Source organism: Neptuniibacter sp. 1_MG-2023, from assembly GCF_030547185.1.
In the GTDB taxonomy this organism is placed as follows: domain Bacteria; phylum Pseudomonadota; class Gammaproteobacteria; order Pseudomonadales; family Balneatricaceae; genus Neptuniibacter.
On sequence record NZ_JAUOQR010000010.1, the window covers coordinates 118,522 to 140,039 of the forward strand.

At 44.2% G+C, this 21,518-nt stretch carries 23 protein-coding genes and 1 pseudogene; 4 read left to right on the forward strand and 20 right to left on the reverse strand.

Annotation, left to right across the window (positions count from 1 at the left end):
* Positions 1 to 27: 27 nt before the first annotated feature.
* Both Q4492_RS12110 and Q4492_RS12115 read left to right on the forward strand, forming a co-directional pair.
* On the forward strand, positions 28 to 339 hold the full coding sequence (locus Q4492_RS12110) for a helix-turn-helix domain-containing protein (RefSeq protein WP_182819557.1): 312 nt from the start codon (positions 28 to 30) through the stop codon (positions 337 to 339).
* Positions 332 to 1,561: a type II toxin-antitoxin system HipA family toxin gene (locus Q4492_RS12115; protein ID WP_303418256.1), complete on the forward strand. Its 1,230-nt coding sequence runs from the start codon at positions 332 to 334 to the stop codon at positions 1,559 to 1,561. The genes Q4492_RS12110 and Q4492_RS12115 overlap by 8 nt, the downstream gene beginning before the upstream one ends.
* A 211-nt stretch (positions 1,562 to 1,772) precedes the next feature.
* On the opposite strand, the gene Q4492_RS12120 is transcribed toward Q4492_RS12115, so the two are convergent.
* From Q4492_RS12120 to Q4492_RS12130, 3 genes and pseudogenes are all read right to left on the reverse strand, one after another.
* Positions 1,773 to 2,099, reverse strand: coding sequence for a hypothetical protein (locus tag Q4492_RS12120; RefSeq protein ID WP_303418257.1), 327 nt, complete (start codon positions 2,097 to 2,099; stop codon positions 1,773 to 1,775).
* Positions 2,100 to 2,112: 13 nt separating this feature from the next.
* Positions 2,113 to 3,363, reverse strand: a pseudogene (locus Q4492_RS12125) (tyrosine-type recombinase/integrase).
* A 337-nt stretch (positions 3,364 to 3,700) separates the two neighbouring features.
* Positions 3,701 to 4,564, reverse strand: coding sequence for a YicC/YloC family endoribonuclease (locus tag Q4492_RS12130; RefSeq protein ID WP_303418259.1), 864 nt, complete (start codon positions 4,562 to 4,564; stop codon positions 3,701 to 3,703).
* Between the two features lie 102 nt (positions 4,565 to 4,666).
* On the opposite strand from Q4492_RS12130, the gene rph reads away from it, so the two are divergent.
* Entirely contained in the window at positions 4,667 to 5,437 is a 771-nt protein-coding gene (gene rph, locus Q4492_RS12135) for a ribonuclease PH (protein ID WP_067863210.1), read from the forward strand.
* A 61-nt stretch (positions 5,438 to 5,498) separates the two neighbouring features.
* On the opposite strand, the gene Q4492_RS12140 is transcribed toward rph, so the two are convergent.
* On the reverse strand, positions 5,499 to 6,269 hold the full coding sequence (locus Q4492_RS12140) for an exodeoxyribonuclease III (RefSeq protein ID WP_303418262.1): 771 nt from the start codon (positions 6,267 to 6,269) through the stop codon (positions 5,499 to 5,501).
* Positions 6,270 to 6,454: 185 nt separating this feature from the next.
* On the opposite strand from Q4492_RS12140, the gene pyrE reads away from it, so the two are divergent.
* The gene (gene pyrE, locus Q4492_RS12145; RefSeq protein WP_067863216.1) at positions 6,455 to 7,102 is read left to right on the forward strand and encodes an orotate phosphoribosyltransferase; all 648 of its coding nucleotides are present in this window, start codon (positions 6,455 to 6,457) and stop codon (positions 7,100 to 7,102) included.
* Positions 7,103 to 7,130: 28 nt separating this feature from the next.
* On the opposite strand, the gene Q4492_RS12150 is transcribed toward pyrE, so the two are convergent.
* The 16 genes from Q4492_RS12150 to fabI all read right to left on the reverse strand — a co-directional run bounded on the left by Q4492_RS12150 (position 7,131) and on the right by fabI (position 21,326).
* Complete coding sequence (locus tag Q4492_RS12150) at positions 7,131 to 7,610, reverse strand: hypothetical protein (protein WP_303418265.1); 480 nt, start codon at positions 7,608 to 7,610, stop codon at positions 7,131 to 7,133.
* Positions 7,600 to 8,493 carry a type II secretion system protein J gene (locus Q4492_RS12155; RefSeq protein WP_303418266.1) on the reverse strand — a complete coding sequence of 298 codons (894 nt, stop codon included), beginning with the start codon at positions 8,491 to 8,493 and terminating at the stop codon, positions 7,600 to 7,602. The genes Q4492_RS12150 and Q4492_RS12155 overlap by 11 nt, the downstream gene beginning before the upstream one ends.
* Positions 8,493 to 9,029 (reverse strand): prepilin-type N-terminal cleavage/methylation domain-containing protein, encoded by a 537-nt coding sequence (locus Q4492_RS12160; RefSeq protein WP_303418268.1) that lies wholly within the window; start codon positions 9,027 to 9,029, stop codon positions 8,493 to 8,495. Before Q4492_RS12160 ends, Q4492_RS12155 begins: the two co-directional genes overlap by 1 nt.
* Positions 9,010 to 9,630 carry a Tfp pilus assembly protein FimT/FimU gene (locus tag Q4492_RS12165; protein WP_303418270.1) on the reverse strand — a complete coding sequence of 207 codons (621 nt, stop codon included), beginning with the start codon at positions 9,628 to 9,630 and terminating at the stop codon, positions 9,010 to 9,012. The genes Q4492_RS12160 and Q4492_RS12165 overlap by 20 nt, the downstream gene beginning before the upstream one ends.
* A gap of 23 nt (positions 9,631 to 9,653) precedes the next feature.
* Positions 9,654 to 10,172 carry a type II secretion system protein gene (locus Q4492_RS12170; RefSeq protein ID WP_303418272.1) on the reverse strand — a complete coding sequence of 173 codons (519 nt, stop codon included), beginning with the start codon at positions 10,170 to 10,172 and terminating at the stop codon, positions 9,654 to 9,656.
* A gap of 71 nt (positions 10,173 to 10,243) precedes the next feature.
* A complete protein-coding gene (locus tag Q4492_RS12175; RefSeq protein ID WP_303418274.1) occupies positions 10,244 to 10,783 on the reverse strand; it encodes a prepilin-type N-terminal cleavage/methylation domain-containing protein in 540 nt (179 codons plus the stop codon).
* Complete coding sequence (locus tag Q4492_RS12180) at positions 10,776 to 12,008, reverse strand: type II secretion system F family protein (RefSeq protein WP_303418276.1); 1,233 nt, start codon at positions 12,006 to 12,008, stop codon at positions 10,776 to 10,778. Before Q4492_RS12180 ends, Q4492_RS12175 begins: the two co-directional genes overlap by 8 nt.
* A 16-nt stretch (positions 12,009 to 12,024) precedes the next feature.
* The gene (locus Q4492_RS12185) at positions 12,025 to 13,803 is read right to left on the reverse strand and encodes a GspE/PulE family protein (RefSeq protein ID WP_303418278.1); all 1,779 of its coding nucleotides are present in this window, start codon (positions 13,801 to 13,803) and stop codon (positions 12,025 to 12,027) included.
* Positions 13,804 to 13,817: 14 nt separating this feature from the next.
* Positions 13,818 to 15,290, reverse strand: a complete 1,473-nt coding sequence (locus Q4492_RS12190) for a lipopolysaccharide assembly protein LapB (RefSeq protein ID WP_303418280.1) — start codon at positions 15,288 to 15,290, stop codon at positions 13,818 to 13,820.
* The gene (locus Q4492_RS12195) at positions 15,287 to 16,189 is read right to left on the reverse strand and encodes an ExeA family protein (protein ID WP_303418282.1); all 903 of its coding nucleotides are present in this window, start codon (positions 16,187 to 16,189) and stop codon (positions 15,287 to 15,289) included. The genes Q4492_RS12190 and Q4492_RS12195 overlap by 4 nt, the downstream gene beginning before the upstream one ends.
* Before the next feature lie 13 nt (positions 16,190 to 16,202).
* Positions 16,203 to 17,780, reverse strand: coding sequence for a pilus (MSHA type) biogenesis protein MshL (mshL, locus tag Q4492_RS12200; protein ID WP_303418284.1), 1,578 nt, complete (start codon positions 17,778 to 17,780; stop codon positions 16,203 to 16,205).
* A 12-nt stretch (positions 17,781 to 17,792) separates the two neighbouring features.
* Positions 17,793 to 18,131 carry a hypothetical protein gene (locus Q4492_RS12205; protein WP_303418286.1) on the reverse strand — a complete coding sequence of 113 codons (339 nt, stop codon included), beginning with the start codon at positions 18,129 to 18,131 and terminating at the stop codon, positions 17,793 to 17,795.
* The gene (gene gspM, locus Q4492_RS12210; RefSeq protein ID WP_303418288.1) at positions 18,124 to 18,786 is read right to left on the reverse strand and encodes a type II secretion system protein GspM; all 663 of its coding nucleotides are present in this window, start codon (positions 18,784 to 18,786) and stop codon (positions 18,124 to 18,126) included. Before gspM ends, Q4492_RS12205 begins: the two co-directional genes overlap by 8 nt.
* Positions 18,779 to 19,378: a hypothetical protein gene (locus Q4492_RS12215; RefSeq protein ID WP_303418290.1), complete on the reverse strand. Its 600-nt coding sequence runs from the start codon at positions 19,376 to 19,378 to the stop codon at positions 18,779 to 18,781. Before Q4492_RS12215 ends, gspM begins: the two co-directional genes overlap by 8 nt.
* Positions 19,375 to 20,253: a pilus assembly protein PilM gene (gene pilM, locus Q4492_RS12220; protein WP_303418292.1), complete on the reverse strand. Its 879-nt coding sequence runs from the start codon at positions 20,251 to 20,253 to the stop codon at positions 19,375 to 19,377. The genes Q4492_RS12215 and pilM overlap by 4 nt, the downstream gene beginning before the upstream one ends.
* A 302-nt stretch (positions 20,254 to 20,555) precedes the next feature.
* Entirely contained in the window at positions 20,556 to 21,326 is a 771-nt protein-coding gene (gene fabI, locus Q4492_RS12225) for an enoyl-ACP reductase FabI (protein ID WP_303418293.1), read from the reverse strand.
* Between the last annotated feature and the right edge of the window lie 192 nt (positions 21,327 to 21,518).

Genomic DNA, 21,518 nt, shown 5'->3' on the forward strand with positions numbered 1-21,518 from the left:
TTAATTGATGTATTAAGGCATATCGAAATGAGCTATGTAACAGAGCAGATTCTAGAAAGTCTTCGAAAAGCTCGGGTACGAAAAGGGTTTAGCCAGAGAGAGTTAAGTGCGCGTTCGGGTGTGCCGCAAAGCCATATATCGAAAATCGAGTCTGGCGGTGTTGATTTAAGAATGTCCAGTTTGATTGCACTTGCCCGTGTACTCGACCTAGAGTTATTTGTTGTGCCTAAAAAGTCTGTGCCAGCTATCAAGTCGATTATTCGAAGCAGCCAAGAGAGCATCGACGAAGGTGAGACAATGTCGTCCGCATATCAGTTAGGGGAAGACGACGATGACTAATCATGTTTCTACGCTCAACGTGTTGCTCTATGGCGAACCCATCGCAACGATCACCAACGTGGGCAATGACAGAACACTTTTTGCTTTTATGGATTCGTACATTCATGACGAATCGCGGCCTGTGTTGGGGCTGGGTTTTAAAGATGCACTGGGTGGCTTACTGACTAATTTTAAACCGACCCAAACCAAATTAACTCCGTTTTTCTCTAACCTTTTGCCAGAAGAAACCATGCGAAATTACCTGGCAGAGCGTGCCGGTGTTAATCCAGCGCGGGAGTTTTTTTTATTGTGGGTACTGGGGCAGGATTTAGCTGGCGCGATCACGGTTGAACCGGCCGATGGTGAAGCCTTACCACCTAATGTGCTCCAAGGTATTGAAGATAAAACGAAAATAGATGCTCCAATGCGTTTTTCATTGGCGGGTGTGCAATTGAAGTTTTCAGCCGTACAACAGGCAAACGGTGGTTTGACCATTCCAGCAACCGGTAAAGGTGGCTCTTGGATTGTAAAATTACCGTCGTCTCGATTTGAAGCAGTGCCAGAAAATGAATATTCGATGATGGAATTGGCGCGCATGTTAGGCATGAATGTGCCGGAGACTCAGCTACTCCCCATTAACCAGATTGCTAATATCCCAGATGGTATTGGTAAATTTGGTGATGCTTTTAAAAATGCTCAGGCGTTTGTGATCAAGCGCTTTGATCGTGCAGGTGATCAAGCCGTACATATTGAAGATTTTGCGCAAGTGTTTGGCGTCTATCCTCAAGATAAATACAAAAAAGCCAGTATGCGCAATATTGCTCAGGTTATCGGCATCGAAGGTCAAGACGAGGACATCGCAGAATTTACACGCAGATTGGTGTTCAATACGTTAATTGGCAATGCCGATATGCATTTGAAGAATTGGTCTGTGATTTACAAAGACAAGCGCACGGCATCCATTGCGCCCGCTTATGACTTTGTTTCGACCATTCCCTATATCCCCGATGATAGTGCGTCGTTAAAGGTTAGCCGTAGCAAGAAATTCAGTGATTTCACGCTGGATGAGTTATCACACTTAGCCGCTAAAGCCATGTTGCCAGAAAAATTGGTGTTAGATACCGCCAAGCAAACCGTGGCAGGCTTTCATGAAATCTGGGCGAAAGAAAAAGCGCATTTACCCCTTACCAAGTCGATGATTGAAGCAATCGAAACACACTTACGAAGCATACCGCTTCGCTAAAATGAGAACCGACGCGTACAGAAATGCAGAGGCGTCGGCCATAGTGGCTTGAAGATTATGTTTAGTGACCTATTTTTGTCAATCAAAGCCCACAATTGCCCCATTCCTTGGGGCAGTTTAATTTCCTCTTATTCACCTTCTAAAGCTTGTGGTATCAAATGTTGCCCCATTGTCCCAACTGCCCACGGTAAGTGAGCAAGTGGGTGGCTAGTTAGTTTCGCCTGTATGGCTTTTTTGGCATACGGCTGCGTTTGCCATCGAAGAACGCCAATACTCTGAACCAATAGAGGGATTCTTCATAACCTAGGCTATACGTTGGGCGTGCAGGCGGGATGAGTCCTAGTTTACGTCCTAGGCTGACAATCACGTAGAATGTGAGTTTTAGCGTCAGCCACGGGGCGAGAACCACCAATGTCGTCAGGCAATATCGGGTAAGTGTGTAGCCTACGCCATGAGATTGCTCGAGTAAGGCAATGCCAATACACCAGCCAAGGCCTGCCAGCATGGCTATTGGAAAGGTAATGGGGGCGAGTCGCATCATCAGTCGCATGTTAACGCCCTCCTGTGTGGTGTTGTGAAGCGGGCTCAAAGTTCACCAGCGGTTCGATCACATCAGCTACGGTTTGATGGGCAATACGGCGCTCTTCAAAGTAATCGTGGCGGTCGTAGATGCCCTCAACGCCTTTTAGCTTATGGTTAAGACAGCGTTCGGCCACGTTGCCTGCGATACCCAAAGAGGCGGCAAGGCTGCGAAAGGTGCGGCGCAAATCGTGTACGGTGAATTGTTCAAGTTTGCCCATTTTATTGGGTGGCTGCTTTTTGCGCCCAGGCTCGCGACCAAAGAGTTTAGAAATGGCACGGTTCAGTGTATCTGGCCCCATATGTGGACGATGGCTTGCTCGTCTGGCAGGGAAAACATAAGGCGAGCCACAAGCGCGGACTTGCAGCTCGTTAAACCAGGCAATGGCTTGGCGCGGTAAGGGGATGCTAATGGGCACGCCGGTTTTGCTGCGTTCTTTGGGCAGATCCCACACGCCTGTGGTTAAATCTATTTCACGCCACATGGCTTCGCACAATTCGCTTTTGCGCACGCCCAACACCAAAAACAGGCAGCAAGCGAGGTAGTTATCGCGGCCAAAGCTATTGATATGGGTATGAAACACGCTGAAGGCGTAGTGAATTTCCTCTTTGCTGAGCATCCTGTCTTTACTGGACTCCACGCCACCGGCATCGTCCACGGTAAATGCTGCGGCTGGGTTATTCAGCGTTAAGTCGAGCTTTATCGCATGTCGAAACAGCTGCTTCATGTACATCAAGGTATCGTTGGCGATGGTAGGGCGTTTACTTTCTTGAATGCGCTCTAATACTTCGCGCACGTCACGTGCAGTCACCTCAGCAATACACTTAATGCCAATGACTGGGCTTATGTCTTTGGTGTAAACCCGATACGGAATCTTGGGATGCTTTAGTCGTCGGCTCAGATCGGTTCGATATCAGTCATGGAACAATTGATCCACGGTTTCAATGTCAGGTAACTCGATTTTCTGTTTCTCTAGCAGAGGATCTATGCCGTCACGTACTTCCTTTCGAAAGTATGCGGCGGCAATTCTAGCGTCTGCCAACGACATTAAAGGAAATTGCCCCAAGGTTGCTTCCCGTCTTCCTTTGGCTGTGGTGTAGCGGATCATCCAGTAAGGCGAGCCCTGTTTGCGGACGCAAAAGTATAGACCTTCACCATCTGAATATTTTTTTGGTTCGGCTTTGCTGTATGCAATAACCTGTTTTGCTGTGAGTTTTCCCATGTTTACTCCATAGTTGCTGAAATAATGGAGGGGGCAATAATGGCTGCCCACCACCGATTTGCTTATTGAATCAGCAGCTAACCTGTTGTGGTGGCGAGTTAAATGCGAAAATTGGGCAACTTACTGCTCACCAATTTGCTCACCGCAAAACGCTTATTGAGCCAAAATGAGGGGGCTGCCCACCATTCTGCCCACCACTAAACAGGTAGTTGGTAACGGACATCTGCAAACCGATTTGGACGGGAAAAATAAAAAAGCCCTGTATTTTCAATGCTCTTCACAAGGTAATACGGGGCTTTTAAGACATTCTTGGACGGGTAACTTTCTACCAAGAAACCTATTCGATGTTTTGAATCTGCTCTCGCATCTGCTCAATAAGCACTTTAAGTTCAACTGCGCATTGGGTAGTGCTGGCGACAATTGATTTTGAAGAGAGTGTGTTCGCTTCCCGGTTAAGCTCCTGCATAAGGAAGTCTAAACGGCGGCCGACGGGCCCCTTCTGTTTTAAAACACGGCGCACTTCTTGAACATGGGTGTCTAAACGATCCATCTCTTCGTCTACGTCAGCTTTTTGCGCCAGTAATGCAATCTCTTGCTCTAACCTACCTTCATCTAGGTCAGCTTTTAGTTCAGCAAGGCGCTGGGCTAAGTTTTCTCGCTGATTTTGCAGGATTTTAGGCATGCTTTCGCGCACTTCTGCCACTATAGCGCTAATCGCGTCTAACCGTTGATTGATTAATGTCGCGAGCTCGACACCTTCACGCCCTCGCCCTTCCAGCATGTCATCCAGCGCTTTAGTAAAAAGTGCTTTTGCTGAGTTTTTAACGAGATCCATATCTAATTTGGTGTCTTGTAGAACGCCAGGCCAACGTAATAACTCTAAAGCGTCTAAAGGTTGGTGATTCTCAACCATCGCTTGTAACGACTCAGCGGCCTGAATAACTTCTTTAGCATAAGGTTTATTAACCACAAGTTGTTGCTCTGTGGCTTCAGGATTAAATCGCAGCGTACATTCAACTTTGCCACGACTCAGTGCTTTTCGCAGCGTTTCGCGTAAGAAGCCCTCCAGTTCTTTTAGGTTATCGGGCAAACGCAAGTGAGGTTCTAGGTAACGATGGTTAACTGATCTGATCTCCCAACTAAGGGAACCCCATTCATGCTCGGCTTCCTGTCGAGCAAAAGCTGTCATGCTGCGTGTCATATGATCCATTCTCGATTAAAATGCGTTATTGAATACAATTGTAACAGTCTGGCACCGCTCTGCCACGCCATGACTGACTAGAAAATTGATTAAAGGACCGGCATGACTTCATCTATCTCAGAACAACTGCAAAATCTTGGTATCAGCAAGCATCGTCCAAGTGGACGTGAAAACGATCAGATGCGTGAGGTTAAGATCACACGTAACTTCACTATGCATGCGGAAGGCTCTGTATTAGTTGAGTTCGGCAATACCAAGGTCCTTTGTACAGCAACGGTTGAGCGTGGTGTACCGCGCTTTTTACGTGGTTCTGGCCAAGGCTGGGTGACTGCTGAATATGGTATGTTGCCCCGGGCAACCACTAGCCGTACAGGCCGTGAAGCGGCTCGCGGTAAGCAGAGTGGCCGTACGGTTGAGATTCAACGTCTGATTGGTCGCTCTTTACGTGCGGCACTGAACCTTAAGAAGATGGGCGAAAACACTATTACAATCGATTGTGATGTATTACAGGCAGACGGTGGCACACGTACGGCATCGATCACGGGTGCTTTTGTAGCCTTACAGGATGCGATTAATGTGTTGAAAAAAGATAAGCATGGCGCGATGAAGGGCGACCCCGTTGTTCAGGCGATTGCTGCTGTGTCTGTAGGCATCTATGACGGTGAGGCGGTGCTGGATTTAGATTACGCTGAGGATAGTAAAGCAGAAACCGATATGAATGTTGTGATGACAAGCAAAGGCGGCTTTATTGAGGTTCAGGGAACCGCCGAGGGTGCGCCTTATTCTCAGGAAGAGTTGAATGCAATGCTTGATCTCGCCCGCAAAGGGATTAATGAGTTAGTCGAAGCGCAAAAGATAGCATTGGCTGAATAGCCTTTCGTTAGCGCACAAAAAAAGGAGCGATTAAGCTCCTTTTTTTAATTGTGCTACGCCGTTAGCCAATATCATAATCAATAATAATCGGCGCGTGTTCGCTAAATGATTGATCCCGATAGATCCGTGCGTTTTTGACTGTTTTACGCAGATTAGCCGTAGTAATCTGATAATCTAAACGCGCACCTTCATTAAGCTTACGAGCACGATTGTAACCAGGCCACCAGCTGAATTGGCGCTCTGCTTTGTTTATCTGACGGAACGCATCCACATAACCCATCTCATCAAAAATATCAGCCATCCAATCACGCTCAACTTGTAAAAAGCCGGAAACAGTTTGGTTGGCATACCAGTTACTTAGATCTACGGTTTTATGGGCAATATTTGTCGTGCCACAGAAGATAAATTCGCGGCGTTTACGTAAGGTTTTACTCAAATGCCCTAAAAATTCGACCATAAAGGCTTCTTTTTCTTGCTGAGCTTCTTCGCTCTTCAAACCTGAAGGGATAAAAAAAGAAGAAACACTTACATGTTCAAAGTCCGCCTGGATAAAACGGCCATGTTGGTCGCATAACTCAAAGCCTAAACCGGTCATGATCGCTTTAGGTATCTCACGAGTGTAGATCGCAACGCCGCTATAGCCATCTTCCCAAGCATCAAAGAAATAGGAGTGATAGCCTTCCGGATGGTAGCGCTCATCATCGAGCTGATATTCTTTTGCTCGCAAATCCTGCAAGCAAATAACATCAGCGTCCTGTTGGACCATCCAATCGAAGAAGCCGTTTTCTGCAGCCTGTTCAATACCTTGAGCATTGAAGGTGATGACGCGCATAGAGTGTGTTCCTGTCTGAAAGCAGACCAATAGCAAATTAGTATTATTTTTAATCTGAAGGTCGAATTGTATAGCGAAGTGAACAAAAATGAAATTTTTTGCTGCATATCAGAACAATGGAGCCGAAGGCCGCTCGCTGGTAGAATAGCGCCTGCCTATTTACCCCCTATTCATCGGAGATTGCTATGCAGGATTATCAGCGTGAGTTTATTGAGTTTGCTATTGAACAGAACGTGCTACGCTTTGGCGAATTCACGCTTAAATCCGGCCGTACAAGCCCTTACTTTTTTAATGCCGGATTATTTAATACCGGTAGCGCACTCGCTAAATTGGGCCGTTTTTATGCCCAAGCGATTAAAAACTCGGGGGTTTCATTTGATGTTTTATTAGGCCCTGCCTATAAAGGGATTCCGCTAGCAGCAACTACCGCCGTCGCGTTGGCCGATCATCACGGCGATGATGTTCCTTATGTATTTAATCGTAAAGAAGCTAAAACCCATGGCGAAGGCGGCAGCTTAGTAGGTGCAGCTCTCGAAGGCGGTGTCATGATCATTGATGATGTGATCACTGCTGGAACAGCTATTCGTGAAGTAATGACGATTATTGATCAAGCAGGCGCAACACCGGCTGGGGTTGTAATCGCACTTAACCGTCAGGAAAAAGGTAAAGGCGAATTGTCCGCGATCCAAGAGGTCGAACGAGATTACAATATGCCTGTTATCAGTATCGTGAGTTTAGGTGATCTTATCGATTACTTAACGGAAAAAGGTGATAAAGCGGAAGAACTTGCGTCGATCCGTAAATATCGTGACGAATATGGTATAGAAGCTTAAAGAGTAATGACCTGAGTTAGAGCGGCGTTTATTGAGCCGCTCTAATGACTACACGCCTAGATGCACCATCTAAGCCATCCCCTCCACAAAACCCCGTACTATCTATAGTCCAGAACTGCCCGACAGATGAGCTCACCGTATAGTAATAAACTTCAGCGTAGCAATCTTTAAGACCCGTGACAGAAAAACGTGAGTTGGACGTTGGCCCTGGCCAATAATCCCAGTTTGTGGGCATGCTCCCAACAGCGGCAGAAGCAGTACAACCTGATACCCCATGTTCTAAACAGGTTAACTCTAGCTCTATCCCTGTCTGAGCGGCTGTAATAGCTCTAGCGCCTAAAAACTCCTGTGCAGTAACATTCTGACCTATAGAAAAAAATCGTGTCATACCGGCGATAATGACCGCTAAGATGGTAATAACAAAAATTGCCGAGATGAGCCCTAATCCCTTTTGGGACTGCCGAGACACGCTCGCCTTCCAGCCGATTTTCTTCGTATTAAGGTACATTTTTCACCTGCACCTCAAATTGGATACGGATACTTTCTTGTGTATTGTCTGCAACAGATAACTGTTGGTTTTGAACAAAAAGGTCAAATAATACGATGCCATTACGCAATAACGTTGCTTCACTGTATTTAAACGGAGTACTTCCCGACGGTGCAATTACATCGCTTGCCAATAATCCTCTTTGTGGCTCAGCGAGGTCTGCGAATAACGTAGCGCCATCAGGCTGATTAATCGCATAAGTATAGTTACTTGCTGCCACTCCCTGAAAACGATATAGATCAGTTCCAACAACACAAAAACTCACCGGTTCATCCACTATAAAATAACGTTTAGAGGGAGAATCGGTTGGAAACGCATGTGTAGAGGTTAAGAGGACATCAACCGTACCAGATGCAGATTCTAAAGCACTACTGGCACTCATCAATGGTGAAATAATAGACCAACTATCTAAATCGTAAATGGGGTTTGATGTGCGAGTCGGCTCATCCCCATTATTTGTATCTATAGGGTACACCGCAATACGCCCTTGAGCAGGCTCCAGCGCAAACGGAACAGAAACAAAGCTACTCATTGCTGAAGAGGCCGATAAAGGTATAGATATATAACGGGAGGCCGCAAGCGAAGGGATAAACTCAATACAGCTTCCCTCATCATTAACCCGAAGACTATTGGGCAATGCATTTCTAATCTCTCTTGCCATCCGTTCAACTGCAACCCTTACCGCCGATGACAACTGATCACGCCGCGTTAGATCCGCATAACCTTGCATGCTTGATGTAATAAAGCCCACGGTAACAAGAGAGATAATACCTAGTAATGTAATAACAACGATCAGCTCAATCAATGTAAAGCCTTGCTGTTTATTACTTCTACACAGTCCCATTAATAATTCCCCCGTAATGCACTAAATTGCACAGGGTTTTGGCCTGTGTTTTTAGGGGGAGTCACCGTCACTACAATCTGCTTCACCAGCTCATGATTACTCGCTGAAAAATAGCTATCGCCTGCATACTGCACCTGCACACTGACTTGATAACCGTTATAAGATTGAATACCTCCGGTTGTCACCAGAGAATTAAATAAACCAACAGCGTTTTCTGTTAAGCCATGATAATCGTCAACATCATCAAATGTTTCTCGTGTTTCACTAGCATCTGGGCCAAAACCGCCCTCAGCCGTACAGGGATCACAAAGAGGGCTGCCGCCTGTAGGCGTTAATTCGTCATAACGGCGGGATAAAATCTCTTCCAAATAGGCTTGCCCAAGGTACGATACTCTCGTCTGCCACATCACATCAGAACTATGTCGTGCGATATTACCCCACCCCGCTATCGCAGCCGTTAAAGCAACACCAATAATAACAATGGTGATAACGACCTCTACCAGAGAGAAACCTTTTTCAGCGACAGGTCGATGCATAATTATAACCCGTCAAAGAGAGACAAAAATCGCCACTGCGATCACTAAACTGCAAACTACTATCCACTGAGTTCGCGGCATTTGGGAAAGAACTTTCGCTAGTTAAGACGACTCCGCTTTTAACACTAACCATATCGCCTAACTGATTGTACAAAATCACTAGATTATCACCCGTAGAGAGTGAGCCAAGTAGGCTTCCCCCTGCATCCATTGACACAGAATAAGACAAACTAATATCACCAGGAATGGATGCATTAAGCTGCGGCGGCGATATATCTAGAGGAGGAATGCCGTCATTAGTATCGGCATCAATCACTAAGCTAATCTGCCATTCATCAAGGGAGGGACGTTCTAAAACCCAATATACCGATGATGCGTGCTGAGCTAAGGCTGTTTTTTGAGCCAACCTCAAAGAACCGAGGATAGAGCTGCGAAGGGAGGACTCTTGGTAACTAGATACATTACCAATACGCGGAATGGCAACGGCTGAAAGAACACCCAATAGAATAATTACAACAATAATCTCAACCAGCGTGAAACCACGCTGGCGAGATTGAGAGCAGCTATATCTAACTGAAGAAGATAAATGTTCACCGCTCATTTGCGTCACATCTGAGTTAGCAATTACTCGTCAGCACCGTTAACAGTTACGTTACCAGAATCAGCTTCATAGACGATTTCACGATCATCACCTGAAGGTGCGGCTTGGCGATAAGTAAACGTACACTCTGTGTCACTATCTCGTACAGCCTGATAATCAACACCCTGAACAGTAGTAGCAGCCGTAGATGCAACAGGTCGACTACCTTGCAGAACGTTGTCCCAAACAGCAACACAAGCGGCCGCATCAGCAATTGTAGAACCTGCGCCTGAAGCCCCAACAGGATAACCAGAGCCATTAATCGCTACAGCAGCCGAACCATCTAATTGAACATTAGCCCCGGAACCTGCATTTTCAACCACAGCTTTAGCTTTAGCTAAAGCTATACCTGCGGCAAAACCACCCGCAGCGCCTTTAACCGCTGCATTATGTGCATCGTCAGTTACATTAATAAAACGAGGTAGTGCAACCGCTGCCAAAATGCCTAACAGGGCAATGACGACTACCAACTCAATGATTGTAAAACCCGTTTGCTTTTTCATGGAACCCTCTGCCACTAGATATTAAATTGTAATTGATTGATTTTTAACAAACTACAGATGACTTGTATAGATCAGCCATCGCTATCAACTTGCCAAGTAAAGCTATATAGAGGCCTTAAAATCACCTCTGTTGCTAGCCCTTGTTCATGACGCCCATGTTGAAACTTTACTGTTAATTGAAACGGTAAAAGGTCCTTTTGTTGAAAGTCATTTTTTAAGTGCTCACTTCGTTTAACTTTATATACAAGCCAATGCTTATCCGAAACAAAGTACCAACGCTCGCTCTGAGCAACCAACAACTCATTATAGTCTAATTCACCCACATAATTTGTAGGTTTGTATGAAATAAGTGAGATAGGGTTACTCTTTTCCAACTCCTGACCTGAAACATACTGCTGCTCTGCAAACCAGTATGCCACCTTTAATGTGACTTGTGCCTGAATATTATTACGAACCCCCTCAAAGGATACACGCTCAACATCTTCGGCTAACCGCTCTAGCTTGATATAAGCTACTGCCATTAAAATCGAAATAACTAAAAGTGAAACCACTAGCTCTAGCAGCGAAAAACCTTTTTGCCGAAATCTCAATTGAGCATCACGATTAACCATTAATTGTAGTACTCAACTCCCACAACGGTAAGAACACACCCAGTGCTAACACTAGTACCATTCCACCAATAGCCACAATCAAAATAGGTTCGATCGCACTGGTAAGGTTTTTAAGATCATACTCCACTTCCTGCTCATAGAAGCCTGCAGCCTCTTCAAGCATCTCATCAACTCGACCTGTTTCTTCACCCACCGCCAGCATCTGCATGACTAACGGGCTAAACATACCTGTTTGATGTGCGGTTTGAGTAAACGACTCACCTCGTTCAATCCCTTGACGCATGCCGGAAACTTTCTGACCTATATAACGATTACCAACAGCTTTAGAGACAATAGATAAACCTTGTTCTATTGGCACACCCGCTTTCAAAACAATACTAAAAGTACGGGAGAAGCGTCCCAAGATAACTCTATAGAATATCGACCCAACAATAGGAAACTTGAGTTTTCGTCGATCCCAAGCCATATGGCCAGACTCTGTTTTTCGCCAACGATAGAAAGCGATATAAAGCAGAACGCCACCACCAACGATCGCCCACCACCAATCGACAGTAAAGTCGGACACCGTAATTAATGCTTGTGTTTGCCAGGGCATATCACCGCCAAAACTAACAAAAACAGATTTAAAGGCAGGAATAACAAACACGTTAATAATCCCTATAGCGATAGAGATCGCAACAAGAACAAAGATAGGATAGCGCGTCGCTTGCTTTACATTTTGAACGGTCTGACGCTCTAACTCCAGATACGCAGCCATCTGCCTAAAAGACTCATCCAGTTGGCCTGTATTTTCGCCTACATGGATCATACTTATATAGAGTTCACTGAATATTTTCGGGTACTTAGCCAAAGCAGAAGAAAGTGCGTTCCCTCTCTCCAACTCATCTGCCAAGCCACCCAAAGTTTCCTCTAAAAGTGGATTATTAACTGTATTAGCTAATCCTCGCATCGCTCGTGTAATGGGGACACCAGCCTTAGTTAAGCTAAACATTTGACGGCTAAACATGATTAGCTCATCAATACTAATCTTTTGAAACAACTGAAAGTTCAGCTCTTTGCTGCCCGTTGATGATTGCTTCTTCGCTGCGACGGCTTCATTGATGGTTATCGGGATAATGCCATCAACAGATAGCTGTGATGCGGCCATAGCCGCCGTGCCCGCCTCAATATTGCCGGAGACTTCCTCACCTTCTCTGTTTCTGCCTCGATAACTATAAGTTGCCATCTAATTCTTTACCCAGTTACTCAAGCTCTAAACCACCGACATCCATTGAGCCAAGCTCAATTGAGGCATCAGGTGCGTCGAGATAAATAGATTCGTCCAACTGTTCTGTTACACGGAACACTTCATCTAATGAAGTAACCCCAGCTATAGCTAATTCCAATGCGCTATAAGCTAAAGGCTGATAATGTGGATCTGTTTTAGCAGCAATGGTGAAACCCGCGCTATCATTGCGGCGTAGAGCATCAGCCATATTTTCGTTTATTTCTAATAACTCAAATATACCGGTACGCCCCTTGTAGCCCGTATTATTACAATAAGTACAGCCGCGGCCTTTTTGTAGGCTGATATTATCTAAACCTAGCTCCTCTTGGCGCATATCCAACCATAATCTTTCTGAATCAGTAGGCTGATAATCGTGCGAGCAGTTTTCACAGATTTTGCGTACCAAACGCTGCGCTAAAATCCCATTCAATGCAGACGCAACCAAATACCCTTCGATACCAATATCAGTTAAACGCATAGCACTAGATACGGCATCATTAGTATGTAACGTGGACAGGACAAAGTGCCCTGTCATCGCTGCACGCAGGGCAATATCAGCGGTTTCTTTATCTCGAATCTCCCCGACTAAAAGAATATCCGGATCCTGACGCAAGGTGGCACGTAGTACAGTGGAAAAGTCTAAACCTATATTGGGATGAACCTGCACTTGGTTTACTCGAGGTAAACGATATTCCACTGGGTCTTCTACGGTAATAATCTTCTTCTGATGGCTATTTAGCTCATTAAGCGCACCATATAAAGTTGTGGTTTTACCACTACCTGTAGGGCCTGTAACAAGTAAAAGGCCATGGGGCTCGTGAATCATTCTACGGAGCCGATGTAACATATCATTAGGTAATCCAGCTTTTTCTAGCCCTATAATCCCACCGGACTGATCAAGCAAACGCATTACAACCGATTCACCAAACTGAATAGGTAAGGTAGAGATACGTACATCAACACTATGCCCTTTCACACTAATATTGAAACGACCATCTTGAGGCAAACGTTTCTCTGATATATTTAATGAGGCCATTAGCTTTAAACGCAGTACCAGCGCTGAGGCTATACGTTTCTCTTTCATAACATGCTCATGGAGCACACCATCAATACGCTGCCGAATACGTAGCACCGTTTCATCCGGTTCAATATGTATATCTGAGGCGCCAACCTGAACCGCATCTTCAAATAAACTTTTCAGCAGTTTAACAACAGGAACATCAACCTCATCGGTTGCAGTTAATGCTGCTAGATCAAAGGCGTCATCGGCGATCTCATCATTTAGCTGATCGGCCAGATCTTCAATATCACTCGTTTTACGATAGAGTAGATCCATAGATTGCAGTAACTGGGCTTCAGAAACGACTGCAATTTCGATAGGTTTAGGGAGCACTCTTTGCAATTCATCAAACGCAAAGATATCCATTGGGTCAGACATCCCAACGAGAAAATGATCAACATCTTCCTTTAATACGAGCGCTCTAAAGCGCCGGGCCTGAGTTTCAGGTAAACGTAATACGTCTTCCTGATTAAATGAGTAATGCGTTAGCTCAACCAGAGGAATATTCAACTGCTGGGATAGAAAATCAAGAAACTGCTGTTCCTTTACATACCCCATAGATACTAGTGTCTTACCCAATTTCTGACGCGTCTGTTTCTGCTTATCCAACGCATCAATTAATTGAGCTTCCGACAGAACACCGTTCTGAACTAGTAAGTCACCAATACGGATTTTCATCTTGGGTGCGCCCATGCCGCCCCTTCCTCCTAACGACCCGCCAGCGCTTGAATACGCTGACTGGCATAACTTTTCAAACGACTATCAATCGTCGGTATCTGTAAGGCACTCTGATAAGCATTACGAGCATCAGCATAACGCTTTACTTGTTCCAGCGCATAACCCATTCCAATCCACCATCGTGGAATGCTGTTATTCAATTGCAATAACTGAAAGTAAATCCGTGCTGACTCATCCGGTTTGCCATCTTGCTGGTAAGCACTTGCCAACAACTCATGGTACTCTTGATCAGTTTCTAGCAACGGGAAATCAGCACTAAGCAGATCAACTGATTGAGACGATTTATTCTCAGACATCCATATACGTGCCTGTAATTTCTTTAAATCACTATTATATGGATGTAGGTCGCGACTTTTCTCTATCAGCATTTGAGCTGAAGCGGTTTCACCTTTAGACAACAGTAAAGTTGCTAGCAGCACTCTAGATTGTTCAGCTTTAGATGGCTCTTGAGCTATCGCCTTAGTTAATAAGCTCTCAGCCTCATCCAATTTACCTTCATTAATCATCCGCCGTGCACGCTTAGCAAATTGACGATCTGTTAATGCATTGGACGACTTAGTAACCGGCTTTGAAACAACGGGCTTGGTAGTCAAAAACTCTTCAGCAAGATTAACCTGTAGCTCAGCAGAAGATCGAATACTGTCCTTTTCGCTGTCTACACTAATAACGGTTAAGGGCGTCGCTATAGTTGATACGCCAATATCAGTAATCTCGACCGCCTCAACATCAGATGGATCATTAATAACTAGAGCCGCTTCATCAGGTATTACACCAAGAATAAGTGTTGTCGGTGAGGTTTGAACACGAAAAGAAAACTGGCTTTTTCGATTGGTCGTTAATGTTAACAAGGTTCGGTTTCTATCCGGTTCAGCCTCAATATCTAAGCGCTTAATATAATTATTTGTTATAGAAGGAAGCGTCGTTCTTAAAACAGCATCATCAATAGCAATCACGATGCTATTATCTTTCTGATTTAAAACTTGGATATCAGCATCGCCATCAAGCCTCACAACTAAATCACCACCAAAATCAGCGCCCGCCCATTTAATATCATTAATAGAAACGAGGCCTGCATTTTTCGGAGCGGGGATGACAGAGAGCGGTTCATCTGTAGCCGAGGAGCCCTGTAAGCGCTCCCCAGCACTTAATTCGCTAAGTTCTGAGTCTTGCTGTTCCTCGCTGTCTGTAGCATCGAGAGATGCCGTAGATAAGCCCTTAGTGTCAGCATAGGTTTGAGTTTTTTGTATCTGATGCCACAACAACCAGCAGGTTGTAAGTACTGCAACTAGGCCGATCAGCCACAACGTAATTCGAGGGGCTTTACTACCTGTCTCTTCTTCAACATATTGAGCGGCTTTAACAGCTGACTGCTGACCAGGAACCTGCGTAGCGCTTTCATTACGCTGCTCTAAGTCCCTTAGCATGTCATTAACCAAACTCATTGATTAACCCCTATATACACAAGATAAAGCGTTACTAGGAGTAGACAGCTAATAGCGCCCCATAAAAGAGGTCGACTATCCTTTGTCTTTACAATACCTTGTGTATCTTCGATAGCGCGTGCCACATGAGAGCTTTCTACTTTTAAAGCGCCCTTGCCATACGCAACCATCAACGCTTTATGCGCTAGAATATTGATAAGTCGAGGCGTACCAGCCGAAGCTTTAGCTATTTTACGTGAGGCTTCTTTCTTAAAAAGAGAGAGTCCAGTAAAGCCTGCTTTTTGTACCCGTTGTTCTATATAGTGCTCTACAGCTTCATTATCCAGATGACTCAATTCATAACTAAACGTAATTCGCTGTAATAACTGCCGTAAGGACTTTTGCCCTAACAATTCGTCAAGCTCAGGCTGTCCAAAAAGCACCACTTGAAACAACTTAGTCGTTTCTGTTTCAAGGTTGGTTAACAGCCTTAAAGCCTCTATCGTTTCTTCAGGGATAGCTTGTGCTTCATCAACTAGTAGCACGACTTTACGTTTACTTTGCGCCAATTCTACAAGGCGCTGATTAATCGCATTAAGAAGATCAAAATCTTCAAGCCCATTAACATCTAGCCCTATCTCTTGGGCAAAACTTTTACGAAACTCATAAGGACTTAAATAGGGGTTAGGTATATATGCCGTTACATATTCATCATTGTCTAACGCATTAAGCAGTTTGCGACACAACAGCGTTTTACCTGTCCCAACTTCACCTACGACTTTAACAAAACCATCCCCACCGGCCAGAGCCACTAACATTAAATTAAGGGCTTCATGATGAGTCGGCATATTCAAAAAGAAATGCGTATTAGGTGTAAGCGTAAAAGGTAACTCACTTAAACCAAAGTGATCCGTGTACATCCATTAGCCTCAGCTACTGTGCAGGGGTAGCCTGCAAATTTTTAAACGAACGAAGACTACGTTTAAGTTCGTCTTGCAAATTATCATGATTAGCTAACACGGGACGCAACATAATAACTAGCTCAGTTTTACTTCCTGCTTGGCGCTTCTGCTTAAATAAACTGCCAATACCGGGTAGATCGCTCAAACCCGGCGCATTAGCCTCAGTATCACTATCAGTCGATTTCATTAATCCACCGATAACAATAACCTGTCCACTTTCAGCTCTTACGATACTGTCCGATTCTCGGATGGAGCTTAATGCAAGTGGGATATTAAAATCATCAGATCCAACACTAATCTGTTTTTGCTGATCCACAACTTCTGAAACGGTTGGATGAATATGTAGAACAATATCGCCATCTGCACTAATCTGAGGAGTCACATCTAAAGCGATACCGGAGAAGAACGGTGTTAGTTCAATACTAGGAGAGGTTGTTGTGCTCGTGCCGGTCGTTGTTGTATTTTCAACATCCGTTACGAAGAACTCATCTGTACCCACTTTGATAACTGCTTTTTGGTTATTCACCGTTGAAACTCGAGGGCTAGACAGCACCTGAACATCACCTTGGCTTCCTAAAAGCTCAATCACTGAAGTGAAATCACCTAAGCTTAAATCAGCTTTAAATATTCCGCCTATATCATCATTATTAGTTAGGGTTTCTGACGATAAACTAAACAAGGCCGTTTTTCCTGTACCTGGTTCAGCCAGCGCGGTCCAGTTAACACCTGCTTGGAAGCCATTATTTAAGGTTACTTCTAATATTTTTGCCTCAATAACAACTTGGCGATGCAAAATAAGCTCAGCTTGTGCAAGGTAATCTCTTACTGTTGCTAACTCGCTTGGCAAAGCACGCACAACTACAACCCCCGTTTGAGGCGTAACGACCACTTTACGACCTTCTCCAGAAATAATCGTATTTAAGGTGCTTTGTAAATTCCCCCAGAAGTTAGTCGATGTCTTCGTACTAATTCGTGTTCCTATAACCTCATCCGCACTCGAATTATCACCCGACGAACTCACTGAGCCTGCACTAACTTGGGTATCTGAACTTCCTTGACGATCTATATCAAGATAGTTTATCTGAAAGATCTGAGTTTGAAGTGAAGCAGGCATCACCTGATATAAATTACCACTACGGGTGTATTCATAACCATATACCCGTTGAATAGCGTTCATCACTTCATCTACGGAAACATCTTTTAATTCTACAGAAATAGCGCCTCCGACATCTTGATGAACAATCATGTTATAAGGTGTCCCCTGGACTAAGCCCATAAAAAAGTCTCTTGCGGGTAGCGCCTCGGCAGTAATATCAAACCGTTCTTCCGAAGATGAAGCCGATGCACCTAGATTTAACGGGGGCAACAAAGCAATCGGAGCCGATGGCGGCGCAGGTATTTCCCGCTGCTGCTCATTAACCGCAATGGCTTCTTCAATAGCAGCAACACCGTCCTGCTGAGTTGTTGAACCAGCAATGGGCGAGATCCCCTGACAGCCACTCAAAAACAGTAAACAAACAAGGATGTGGATATTGAAAATATATTTCATAACTAATTAGACCTATTTCCCACTCTTTACTTTACTGAATCCTTCCCGCTCAGATAAAGAGATCAATTGTTGCTTATTTCCAATATCAAGCATGACACCTTCACGACTAATCGATAAAACCGTAGCGCTATCAACTAAATCTCCCACTTCTACACGTTGGCCATTCACAACAGCCGTATTTTTTTTCTTGCCTGTCACTAGAGAACTAACTTTATAAACAGGGGCTACCCGCTTAGCTGGCGACAGATGATACATGCCCGCTGCCGGACGAGTCGGGTCAGCAGGCAACCGCTCAGCTAAAACTGAAGAGGAGCAGATACAGAAAGACAAACCGATAACCAACTTATGCACCTAACCACCTCGCTTCAGAGCTTAAGGTATGCACTCTTATTTTTACTTTTGCCGCTGGATATTCATCTACGGCATAATTCAAAGTATCCCAAAAGAAAACGCCATCTAATTGCTCAATCTTTTGTAGATAATCATATATACCCTGATAGCTGCCTTGTAACTCAATCTCAAAAGGGTGCGCATAAATCACAGCGGAAGGGGCAGACGATTCGGCTTTTGTCTTCTCATTATTCCCGCCTAACTCTAGAGTCTCGACAGCTAAACTTTTAGCACTGAGCAAAGAAACGCCTTGTTCATCTTTTAAAACATCTTTAAGCATACTTAACATTTGATCAGGAGAGACTAAATTGGTCGCCGCACGCTTAATATCAGCATTCGCATTTGTAAGTTCTAGGCGTAAACGCTTCAGCTCTTCACGCACAGCAATGTTAGGATCTACAGGTTCTTTAGCCCTTAACAGATCCAATACCTGTTTTTGGCTCGCCATCTCAACTTGGAGATCTGCGGACTTTGCATGCTGATGTTGAAGGCTAATAATGCTCGGTTCAATTAACAGAATGTAAATAAGTACAATAGGAATAACCACCGCAGAAATAATTACTAACCATCGCTCTCGCGAACTCAGTGCATCCCACTTTTGGGCAGCCTTATTCATAGGCACGTAACTCCGCAGTCGCTTTAAATAGGACACCCGATTCACCCGATTCTAAATCAAGCTCACCAATACTTAGGCCTTGAAACACTTCAGTGCGAGATACTGCTTCTAACATAACAGGAACCGCTGGAGCCTCCACTGCACCGCCATATGCGCTAAAACGATGTTGCGTATTATCTAATTGAAATTCAATTAACCAGCTATCAGGCTGTGATGCCTCAGCTAAAGCGTAGAGGTAAGAGGAGAAGCTAGTCCCATGACTCGGCTGAATACGATATAACAAGCTTTTAAGCTGCTGCCTTGATGCGATTTCACTTTGTATACGTTGTTTCTCAACAATCAGTTCAGCATTCGCTTCTTTTAGTGAAAAACGTGCCTGTTCAGTATTAACTGCTGCTTCCAATTGTTTCTGATCGCTTATTAAAGCTTCTAGCTGGGCTTGTTGGTAATTTGTATAAACCGTCAATGCTAGACCTACAACTAAAAACAGAACAACGATAGTCCCAACTAGAGTTAAGCTACCACTATAGCTCAGTGGATCGAATTTCTGTTTAGATTTATTAGGGTTGTAGAGATTAACTCGTTGTTTCATATAACCCCTTCCACCCCTAAATTTTCACTTCTTAATGCTGCAGCAACCGCGATCGTTGTCCATTGTTGTAGATCATCAGACAATTCAATTGAACTGGAGATAAGGTTGTTAAGATTTAATGAATGAATATCAAGATGTAAGTTTTGGCGTAACTCGCTCATCAGTGGCGTATCGTCTGACTGAAATGGCAACACCAATAAACGAACACAGGGAGGCTTGCCAACTTGGCTTTCGTAATAATCGAGTGAGCGTTGTAACTCTAACACAGCGGCACCCGCATCAGCGGCACCATCCGTTCGGTTGTAGTGTAAATGACGTGTAAAATAGAGCGAAGCATCCGACAGCAGGTTTATCGAACTACTTTTATCGCCTAAAAAGAATGCAGCTAATCCAGCTTCACTATCAGCAAGATCTTCAGTAAGGTTCAACAGCGCTAATTCAGGAACATCCACAACAATCGGTTCTAAGCCGATGCTTTCACACCATTCAACACGACGATCAATTTCATCCTGTTGGGCAGCAACAGCATACAACATACGTGATCGCCCACGGTAGGCATCATCAGGCAGCTCTATATAATCGATCACTGCTTTTTCAATATCAAAGCTAACTAAGTCTTTAATTTTCCAACGCAGTGCATCTCTAAGCTCTTCATCAGGAACAGATGGACGCTCAACCAAATGAATTTGATAGCTCGATTCAGGCATAACGATAAGTGCTTTACTCCCGTTAAGTCCTTTATCTTTAATTAATTCAGAAAAACGGCTCGACTCACTAAAAGGATTAGATGAAAGGACATGCTCACAGAAAGATAGCTCTGGATGAGAGGCTGTTTGCTTTACATGGGCAAAAGAAACACCTTTCCCAGTAAACACAACTGAGGTTATTCCCCCAGATTTTATCTTCTTTTTAAACAGTGAAAGCAATCTTTTCACTCCTGAGGTGTTTTACTCAAATATAGACCTACAAATCTACCGGTCTTAAACTACTGATACAATCACTTAATTGAAGATTAACGAGAAAGAACTCATTAGAGTGTAATAATCGGCCGATATAGGAATAACTTAAAAGAAAAAGGGTGAATAACCTTAGCTATCATATTGTTTTGGCATAAAAATAAAAAACCCAGAGCATCTCTGGGTTCATATTTAATGAAAATAACGGGGGTAAAAAGAGCTTAACCTACAATACAAACACCGTGATCAACATAATGTATTGTTCCTGTCACACCACGAGAGAGATCACTTAAGTAATAAAGCGCAGCTCCCCCAACTTCCTCAGTCGTAGGGAGTAAATGGTCAACCGCTTTATGGCGATTATATTCCAGCATCGCATCAAAATCCTTTATCCCGCCGGCCGCACGAGTCGCTATAGTTCCTGGGGATATGCAATTAACTCGAATATGCTGAGGCCCCAAATCCCGTGCAAGATAACGAGTAGCCGCCTCAAGTGACGCTTTAGCACAACCCATTATATTATAATCACCTGTAGCTAAAGCACTTCCCAAATAAGAGAAGTTAATCAGAGAACCCCCCTCAGTCATTAGCGATTTTGCCATCCCTGCCATTTCGATAAAGGAGTAGCAAGAAACATCCATCGCCTGCAAAAAGCCTTCCCGTGAACATTCAGAGATCGGTGCATGTAGATCTTCCAGAGGACAAAAAGCTAAAGAATGGATAACACCATCTAAAGAACCCCATTGGCGCTCAATTTCTGAAAATACAGCAGACATATCTCCAGGTACTGTCACATCTAGAGGCATAAAGATACTCGCCTCAAGTTCATCTGCAAGAGGTTGGACAAAACGTTTAGCTTTATCATTCAAGTAGGTTATTGCCAGCTCTGCACCATGCTCTTTAAGCTTTTTAGCACAACCATATGCAATACTTTTATCGTTGGCTATGCCAACAATAAGAACCTTTTTTCCCGCCATTAATAAGTCAGACATGAGAGTTCTCTGCAAAATAAATTAATACTAACGGTTATTACCGCACATGCACAATACAGAGTGATGACAATTAGATATAAAACAAGAAAAACAAACTTAATCGGAGTTCACTTACCTAAGCCCCAGACGCAAAAAACCCCGGCTACGTAGTAACCGGGGTTTCTCTAAATAAATGCTTGGCGATGACCTACT